General features: G+C 66.7%; 8 protein-coding genes. 5 read left to right on the forward strand and 3 right to left on the reverse strand.

The features are described from left to right. From RMO81_RS06315 to RMO81_RS06335, 5 genes are all read left to right on the forward strand, one after another. Window positions 1-1,292: NAD-dependent succinate-semialdehyde dehydrogenase (locus tag RMO81_RS06315; protein WP_310474937.1), on the forward strand; the 1,292-nt coding region annotated here is incomplete at its 5' end. 40 nt (window positions 1,293-1,332) lie between these two features. Then, window positions 1,333-2,079 (forward strand): 3'(2'),5'-bisphosphate nucleotidase CysQ, encoded by a 747-nt coding sequence (locus RMO81_RS06320; RefSeq protein WP_310474938.1) that lies wholly within the window; start codon window positions 1,333-1,335, stop codon window positions 2,077-2,079. A 113-nt stretch (window positions 2,080-2,192) separates the two neighbouring features. Continuing rightward, window positions 2,193-3,122 carry a hypothetical protein gene (locus tag RMO81_RS06325; RefSeq protein WP_310474939.1) on the forward strand — a complete coding sequence of 310 codons (930 nt, stop codon included), beginning with the start codon at window positions 2,193-2,195 and terminating at the stop codon, window positions 3,120-3,122. Next, window positions 3,119-3,655, forward strand: coding sequence for a DUF2141 domain-containing protein (locus RMO81_RS06330; RefSeq protein WP_310474940.1), 537 nt, complete (start codon window positions 3,119-3,121; stop codon window positions 3,653-3,655). The genes RMO81_RS06325 and RMO81_RS06330 overlap by 4 nt, the downstream gene beginning before the upstream one ends. A 98-nt stretch (window positions 3,656-3,753) precedes the next feature. Continuing rightward, window positions 3,754-4,920 (forward strand): glycosyltransferase, encoded by a 1,167-nt coding sequence (locus RMO81_RS06335; RefSeq protein WP_310474941.1) that lies wholly within the window; start codon window positions 3,754-3,756, stop codon window positions 4,918-4,920. Here the strand turns inward: RMO81_RS06335 and RMO81_RS06340 are convergent, their stop codons facing one another. From RMO81_RS06340 to RMO81_RS06350, 3 genes are all read right to left on the reverse strand, one after another. Next, a complete protein-coding gene (locus RMO81_RS06340; RefSeq protein ID WP_310474943.1) occupies window positions 4,921-5,088 on the reverse strand; it encodes a hypothetical protein in 168 nt (55 codons plus the stop codon). 53 nt (window positions 5,089-5,141) lie between these two features. Then, window positions 5,142-6,278, reverse strand: coding sequence for an aminotransferase class I/II-fold pyridoxal phosphate-dependent enzyme (locus RMO81_RS06345; RefSeq protein WP_310474945.1), 1,137 nt, complete (start codon window positions 6,276-6,278; stop codon window positions 5,142-5,144). Between the two features lie 40 nt (window positions 6,279-6,318). Then, window positions 6,319-6,919: hypothetical protein (locus RMO81_RS06350; RefSeq protein WP_310474946.1), on the reverse strand; the 601-nt coding region annotated here is incomplete at its 5' end.

A 6,919-nucleotide genomic window follows, 5' to 3' on the forward strand; every position in this document is an offset into this window, starting at 1 on the left:
ATGCCGCCGCGCGCGGCTATCCGCTGTGGCGGGCCACCACCACCGACGAAAAAGCCGCTGTGCTCAGCGGCGCCGCCCGGCTGCTGCGCGAACGCGTCGACCTCATCGCCACCACCGCAACGCTGGAACAAGGCAAGCCGCTGGCCGAAGCCAAGGGCGAACTGGCCTATACCGCTGCATTGGTGGATTTTTATGCCGGCGAAGTGCGCCGCAACTATGGCCGTGTCCTCCCCCGCCCGGCCGGGCAGCGCAGCCTGGTCGTCCACGAACCGGTCGGGCCGAGCCTGGCGCTGTGCCCGTGGAATTTCCCCATTCTCAACCCGGCGCGCAAATTGGCCCCGGCACTGGCGGCGGGCTGCTCGATGATCATCAAGCCGCCGGAAGAAGCGCCGGGAACGGCCATTCTGGTGCTGCAATGCTTCATCGATGCCGGCCTGCCGGCGCCGGTGGCCAGCATGGTGTTCGGCGTGCCCGACACGGTGTCGCGCCACCTCATCGCCAGCCCGGTCGTTCGCAAGATCAGCTTCACCGGCTCCGTCCCGGTGGGCAAGCATCTGATGGCGCTGGCCGCCGCCGGTGCCAAGCGCACCACCATGGAACTGGGCGGCCACGGCCCGGTGATCGTGTGGGACGATGCCGATTTCGAAAAAGCGGTCACCATGGTCAGCGTCTTCAAGTGGCGCAACGCCGGGCAGGTGTGCGTCTCCCCCACCCGTGTCATCGTCCACGACGCCATTGCCGATCGCTTTGCCGCCGCGCTGGCGAGCCGCGCCAAGGCGTTGAACGTCGGCCCCGGCCTTGATGCCGCCACCCAGATGGGCCCGCTGGCCAATCCGCGGCGCACCGTGGCCATGGCAAGCCTGATCGACGATGCGCTGGCGCAAGGCGGCACCTTGCTGGCCGGCGGCGCACGGGTTGGCGGCGTGGACAGAGCTGGCGGCAATTTCTGGGCCCCCACCGTGCTCAGCGATGTGCCGCTCTCCGCTCGCCTGATGAACGAAGAGCCGTTTGGCCCGGTCGCCACGGTGCAGCGGGTCGCCACGCTGGATGCAGCCATCGCCGAAGCCAATCGGCTGCCCTTTGGTCTGGCCGCCTATCTGTTCACCGAAAACGCCCGCACCGCCAACCGCATGGCCGACGCGGTGGAGGCCGGCATGATCGGCATCAACACGATGGGAATGAGCGCAGTCGATGCCCCCTTTGGCGGGGTGAAGGACAGCGGCCACGGCAGCGAGGACGGGCCAGAGGGCATGCGCGCCTTCCAGGTGGTAAAGGCCATTCATCAACATTGATGCGCTTGCCGCCGCGCGCGCGCACTGGCAGGGAACCACGATGACTGACGCCGAACTCGCCCGCCACCTTGCCAACGCTGCCGGGCAGATCCTGCTCGATCTGGCGCGGACCGGCCCTGCCGATGGCCCAAAGGACGGCAAAGCGCTGGGTGCCGACGGTGATCGGCTGAGCAACGCCTTCCTGATGGCCGAACTACGCCGCGAACGCCCGGATGATGCGATCCTGTCGGAAGAAGAAGCGCCCGATCTCGCTCGCCTGTCATCACGCCGGGTCTGGCTGGTCGATCCGCTTGATGGCACCCGCGAATATGGTGAGCGCCGTCAGGATTGGGCGGTGCATGTCGCGCTGAGCATCGATGGCCGCATCGCCGATGGCGCGGTGTCCCAGCCGGCGCTGAACGTTTGTGTGTGCACCGCGCACCCGCCGGCGCTGCTGCCCGAAGCCACGCCGCTGCGCATCCTTGTCTCTCGCAGCCGCCCGGCCGCCTGCGCGCAAAGCCTGGCCGCCACCATTGGTGCCGTGCTGGTGCCGATGGGCAGCGCCGGGGCGAAAACGCTGGCCGTGCTGCGCGGCGAGGCAGACGTTTACCTGCATCAGGGCGACATGCACGAATGGGACAGCGGCGCCCCCGCCGCCGTGGCCCAGGCTGCCGGCCTGTGGGTGAGCCGCGTCGATGGCAGCCCGCTGGTGTTCAACCAGCCGCGCCCGCTCACGCCGGATATCCTGATCTGCCACCAGGCCCGCGCCCCGGCATTGCTGGCGGCCATCGCGCCGCTGCTCGGATGAACCGCGCGTGAGGGAAACATGGCACCTTGACGGCAGCGGCCGCCGCCGTGCGGTCGTCAAATTGCCATATTGGGCCTCTAGGGCCCACGAGAGTTAGGATTTTGGCCCCCGAAATGCTTCAAAGCGATGCTGCCACTGCCCCGGCTGGCCCGGAAGGCCTGCCCCCGAGCTTGCCCGCCCTGCCGCGCACCGAGCGCGGCTGGACCTGGTGGCTTGGCACCGCCATCACGCTTGCCGTGCTGGTGGCGGCACTGACGCAGTTGGCTCAGCTCGATCTGGCGCAGGTGGCTGCAATCGTGCCGACGTCGCCGGCCTTCTGGCTGGTGTTTGCCCTCTCCTATTTCGCGGGCGTGTTTGGCGATTTCGTCATTTTCCGGCGGCTGTGGCAGATTCCGGTCGCCGGGTTTTTCGCCCTGCTGCGCAAGCTGATCGGCAACGAGCTGGTCACCGGCTATGTTGGCGATCTGTATTTCTACACGTGGGCACGGCAGCGCACCGGCATGACATCGGCACCGTTCGGGGCCGTGAAGGACGTTGCCATTCTGTCGGCGATGGCCGCCAATGCGATCACCATGGTGCTGATGCTGCTGTCATATCCGTTGCTCGATCAGCTGCGGCTGGGCATCGACAGCACGGCCTTTTTCGGTTCGGTGGCGCTGATGCTGGTGATTTCCAGCGGCGTGCTGCTGTTCCGCAAAACGCTGTTCAGCCTGCCGGCGCGCGACCTGTGGTACGTCACCGGCATCCAGACGGCGCGCGTGATTGCCACGTTGGTGCTCACCGGCCTGTGCTGGCACCTGGCGTTGCCGGCAGAATCGGTGGAGCTGTGGGTGCTGCTTTCGGCCATGCGCATGTTGCTGTCGCGCTTGCCGTTCCTGCCCAACAAGGATGTGGTGTTCGCCGCATTGGCCGTGTTCATGATCGGCCAGGATGCCCAGGTGGGCGCCCTGATGGCGATGATGGCCAGCCTGCTGTTGGCCACGCATCTGGGGCTGGGCCTGTTGCTGGTGGGCGGCGAAGCGATCGGATGGCGCAAGAAATGACGAAATACTGGTTGGCGGCGCTGCTGGCGCTCGCTCCTGCGGCCGCGCTGGCACAAGTGGAATCCAATCCCAATCTGGGCAAGGCCGAAGGGCAGTGCCGGGCAGGTGAAGCTGGCCCGGCTGTGCTGTTGACGGCGGTGGGCCTGAAGGATCGGCGCGGCGTGCTGCGCGCCGAGTTGTATCCGGACAATGACAAGGATTTCCTGCAGGACGACAATATCCTGATCAACGAAGGCAAGACGTTTCGCCGCGTGGAAATGCAGGTGCCCGCGTCGGGCGCTGTGACCCTGTGCATCCGCACGCCAGGCCCCGGTGGCTATACGCTGTCGCTGCTGCATGACCGCGACGCCAACCGCAAATTCGGCCTGTCGACCGATGGTGTCGGCTTTCCGAACAACCCGCGCCTGGGGCTGAGCAAGCCAAAGGCTGCAGTGGCACGTTTCCAGACCGGGCCGGGGCTGACGCCGATCAGCATCCGCCTGAATTACCGCAAAGGGCTGCTCAGTTTCGGTCCGCTGCGCGAGCGCCAATAACGCTGCAGCAACGATCGGGTCTTGACCGCAGCGCCGACCCGACGGATTGACGGTTTCCGCAGCCCGCACTGGCGCGGGTCAGGAGATGCGCCACCGCCATGCACATCGTCGACATCTCGGCGCTTTATTCACCGCAGGGCGGCGGCATCCGCACCTATACCCACCGCAAGCTGGAAGTGGCGCAGTTGTATGGCGTGCGCCTGACCGTGGTGGTGCCCGGCGCCGAAGACAGTGTGCGCGAGATCGGCAAGGCCCGGCTGATCAGCATCAAGAGCCCTCGCTTCCCGCTTGACCGCAGTTATTTCTATTTCGCCAGCGACCGCATCATCCACGCCGCGCTGGACGAGTATCAGCCCGATTTCATCGAATGTTCCTCGCCATGGGGCAGCGCCGCTGCCGTGGCCGATTGGCAGGGCACCGCACCGCGCAGCCTGTTCATGCACGCCGAACCGCTGTCGGCCTGGGTCTATCGTTATCTCGATGGTTTCCTGCCGCGCCAGACCATCGATCGCAGCTTTGATTGGTTCTGGCGCTATCTGCGCCGGCTCGATGCCCGCTATGATCAGGTGATTTCGGCCGCGCCCAGCCTTTCAAAGCGGCTGCGCGACGGCGGGCTGATTCATGTGGTGGACAATGCGCTGGGCGTTGATCCCGGCGTCTTCTCACCGGCCAACCGCGACGAGGCCCTGCGCGCCCGCCTGCTGGCGCAATGCGGCCTGCCGCCCGAAGCCACGTTGCTGGTGGGCGTGGGCCGGCACAGCCCGGAAAAACAATGGCCGATGGTGATCGCCGGCGTCACGGCGGCCAGCTATGGCCGGCCGATGGGCCTGATCATTCTGGGCGATGGCCACGCCCGCGCGTCGGTGGCGCGCGCAGTGGGCGAAAATCCGCATATCCAGCTGATTGCGCCGGTGCGCGACCGGCCGGAATTTGCCCGCATCCTGGCTAGTGCCGACATGATGGTGCACGGCGCGCCGGCCGAAACCTTTGGCATTGCCTGCGCCGAAGCCCGCGCCAGCGGCCTGCCGCTGATCGTGCCCGACGAAGGCGCCGCCTATGATCAGCTGGAGCCTGGATTGGGCCTGGCCTTCACCTCGCTGGACGCCGCCAGCCTTGCCAGCACCATTGCGCAAGCCATCCCGCAGCTGTCGGCGATGCGCAGCCGGGCCATTGCCGCGGCCCCATCGGCGCGCACCATCGACGCACATTTCGAAGCGCTGTTCAGCGGCTTTGCCGGCGTGCTCGAACGCGGCCGCGCCGCCTGATCAACGCGTGACGGCGTAATAGATCACGTAAAACCACGACAGGATGCCGTGGATGATGGCCCACAGCAGGCTCTTGTGCAGGCTCCAGCTGATGGTGACAGCCAGTGCCGAACCCAGGCTGATGCCGGTTCGCACCACTTCTCCGCTGTGCAGTCGCTGTTCGGCCATGTCGTCTCTCCCAATCCTTATGGGTCGTTTGGTGACTTAGTATTGCAATACAGTCAAGTTCCGAACTGCAGCCGCGCCGCGTTCAGCCGAGCGGCCCCGGCATCCAGCACGGCGTCGGACTTGGCGAAGCACAGCCGGATGAACTGTGTTTGCGCAACCTTGGGCATGAACGCCGATAGCGGGATGGCCGCAACGCCAGCCTGCGCCACGGCCGCTTCGCAGAAATCATGATCGCCGCTGCTGACGCCTGATGCCGCCAGATCGGCCATCAGGAAATAGCTGCCACAAGTGGGCAACAGCACCCAGCCGCCCGCCGTGAGCGCCGCGGCCAGCCGGTCGCGCGCCACCACGAACCGCGCCCGGCTGGCGGCAAACCAGGCATCGGGCAGATCAAGCCCGGTGGCGACCGCCACCTGCAGCGGCGGCGGTGTGGTAAAGGTGAGATATTGGTGCACCTGCGCCACCCGCTCGGCCAGCGTCGCCTCCGCGACCACCCAGCCGACCTTCCAGCCGGTCAGCGCCAGCAATTTGCCGGCCGATCCGATCTTGATGGTGCGTTCGGGGGCCAGGGTGAACGGCGACAGATGCGGCGCCGTGCCGGTGATCACTTCTTCCCACACCTCGTCGCTGATGATGGTGAGATCGTGGGCACGGGCAAGGCTGGCGATGGCGGCCAGCATGGCGGCGCCGGCCATGCCGCCGGTGGGGTTGTGCGGCGTGTTGATCACTATGGCGCGCGTTGCCGGTGTGATGGCAACGGCAATCGCCTCGGCGCTGGCCTGCCAATCCGGCGGCTGCAGTTCGACCCAAACCGGCTGCGCCCCGGCCCGGCGCACCAGCGGCGCATAGGCATCATAGGCCGGTGCAAACAGGATCACTTCTTCGCCTGCACCCGCCACCGCCATGATGCTGGCCGCCAGCGCCTCGGTGGCGCCAGAGGTGACGATCACCTGATCGGGCGTCACCGCCAGCCCTTGCCGGCGGCGATAGAAATCCGCCACGGCGCGGCGCAATTCGGGCAGGCCGCGCATCGGCGGATACTGGTTGTAGCCGGTGGTGATCGCCGTGGCGCCGGCCGCCAGCACCTCGGTTGGCCAGCCGAAATCGGGGAAGCCCTGCCCCAGGTTGATGGCATCATGGGCGCGGGCCAGGCCCGACATATGTTCAAAAATGGTGGTGCCGGCCTGCATGGTGGGGTTTTGCCACCCAGACCGGCAATTCACCAGCCCCTCAAGCGGCCGGCCGCAACTGATAGCTGTGGCGCATGATGAACGGCTGGCCCACGCTGCGGCTCATCCGGGTGAGGCGCAGCACCGGGCCATCACGGGTAAGGATCTCGCGCACCATCACGCTGCGGCCATTCTCCTCGCCATTGCCATCGGCGACCAGTGTTACCACGCCCGTGGGTGAGCGGCGCAGTTCGGTCACCGCCAGCGTTTCGCGGCTCTTATCGCCAGCAATCGTCAGCGACTTGCCGTCGGGCGTGAACGACCAGTTCTGGCGGGAACGCACCGTCTTGCCGGGGCCATCATCGAAGGTCCAGGCCAGGGTCAAGCCATCCGCCGTCATCAGCGTCGGCAGGCTGGTGCGCTGATCATTGCCATAATCACGATAATCCAGCGTGCCAGCCCAATTTCCCGCCAGCGCGGCGGTGAGCGTGGCGGCCGCATCAATCGTTTGTGCCGGCAGGCTGCGCGCCACCTCCAGCGCCCGGTCGCGCCCGGCCTCGAAATCGGCCAGGGTCGGCACCACCAGCACGTCTGCCTTTACCCCCCGCCGCGGTGTGAACTGCTTGATATTGGTGCGATTCCAGGCATTGGGCACGCGCACC

It is taken from the genome of Sandarakinorhabdus sp., assembly GCF_031422795.1.
GTDB lineage: Bacteria > Pseudomonadota > Alphaproteobacteria > Sphingomonadales > Sphingomonadaceae > Sandarakinorhabdus.